The organism is Flavobacterium rhizophilum, from assembly GCF_046000485.1.
Taxonomy (GTDB): Bacteria; Bacteroidota; Bacteroidia; order Flavobacteriales; family Flavobacteriaceae; genus Flavobacterium; species Flavobacterium rhizophilum.
The window spans coordinates 1-1,919 of record NZ_JBELQB010000024.1; the positions used below are offsets into that span (position 1 = coordinate 1).

Here is a 1,919-nt window from a genome sequence, read left to right on the forward strand (position 1 = left end):
AGCCGGTACTTACACTGTTGATATTACCGATGCTAACGGATGTAGTTTAACTCAGGAATTTATAATCGACGAACCGGAACTGCTTACAGGTACACCATCTCAGGTAGATGTACTATGTAACGGTAACAATACAGGTGAAGCTACTATAACAATGCAGGGTGGTGTTGAACCTTATAATTATGAATGGAGTGACGGACAAACTACTGCTACAGCAACCCAGCTTGTTGCAGGAGATTACAGCGTGGTTGTAACCGATGCCAACGGATGTTCAATCACTCAGGATTATACTATAGATGAGCCTGAACTGCTTACCGTAACTATTGACAGTACTAACATTACCTGTTTTAATGCTGCAAACGGTATGGCTACAGCTATCGTTGCCGGTGGAGTACTGCCTTACCAATATGCATGGAGTAACGGTGAAACTACCGATATGATTGAAAATCTTGCTCCGGGAGCTTACACGGTAACCATTACCGATGCTAACGGATGTACGGCTACTGCAACAGTAATTATAACACAGCCACTACAGCTTACAGGTTTCATTGCACAAACCAATGTGTCGTGTAACGGTGGCAGTAACGGTACAGCTACGGCCAATGCCAATGGTGGTACAGCTCCTTACACTTACCTGTGGAGTAACGGACTTACAACACAAACTATTTCAGCTCTTACAGCCGGAAGCTATAACGTAACTATTACCGATGTTAACGGTTGCCAGATTATTAAGGGATGTACTATCTCTCAACCATCTCCGCTTTACATTACAGCGGGTCAAACCAACCCTACCTGTATAGGTGCTGCTTATGGTGAGGCAAACGTAACTGCTGTGGGTGGTGTTATGCCATACACTTACCTTTGGAGTAACGGTGCTACTACAGCAAACATTACAGGGCTTACGGCAGGTACTTACAGTGTATTTGTAACCGATGCCAATGGTTGTTCTAACTCGGCAAACGTAACCATACAGGGACTTCCTGCAGCGACATTCAATGCACAGCCTGTAGATGATTCTACTCCGTTTGACGGTGATGCTCACTTTACTGTAGATGTTGCTAATGCTTACAGCTATCAGTGGCAGGAAAGTAATGATGGCGGTACTACATGGTACAACCTTACCGATGGTGGTGTTAACCCTACTTACCTTGGTGTAAATACAAATATGCTTTCTGTTGTTCATGCTCCCTTAAGCCTTAACAACTACCAGTACAGAGTGGTAATTAATGAGGTGATAGGTTGTGGTGCTTCTTCACAGGCGGCAACCCTGTTAATCAGAAACAGATTATGGGCAGAGGCTGATGATTTTAGCGATGTTGAAATCCACGAAGGTACAGGTGGTGTGGCAGGAGATGTTACCCTAAACGACCTTTACAACTACGAGCCTGTAGATGATAGTGATATCACTATCTCTATTGTTAATGATGGCGGACTTACAGGTGTAACAGTAGATGCAGACGGTATTATTACCGTACCTGCAACAGCTACCGAAGGCACTTATACAGTTACTTACCAAATTTGTGATAACAACAATCCTGATGATAACCCTGAGAACTGCCGTGAGGCACAGGTTATCATTGTAGTACTGGAGCCGCTACCGCTAGGTATAGACGATTTCCTTGCTACAGGACTGGAAATTTATCCTAACCCTGCCACTACCGAGGTGTTTATTAAAATACCAATGGCTGCAGGCAGTGATAACATGCAGTTAAATGTTTATGATATTAACGGAAGGCTTGTAAAACAGCAAACGGTAACCACAGGTACAAACAAAGTGGATATCGATGCGCTGGAAGCCGCTCAGTACATATTTAACATTACTACTGATAACGGAAGTGTTTCCAAAAAAGTAATCAAGTACAGGCCATAAACCTGAACCGATATAAAATTAAAATCCCCAACCGAATGGTTGGGGATTTTTT

Annotated in this window: 1 protein-coding gene; it reads left to right on the forward strand. The window is 43.3% G+C overall.

Annotated features, from left to right (window positions below; all coding sequences use genetic code 11):
- On the forward strand, window positions 1-1,867 hold a 1,867-nt coding region (locus ABS768_RS17490), incomplete at its 5' end, for a T9SS type A sorting domain-containing protein (RefSeq protein ID WP_408076239.1).
- Window positions 1,868-1,919 lie beyond the last annotated feature (52 nt).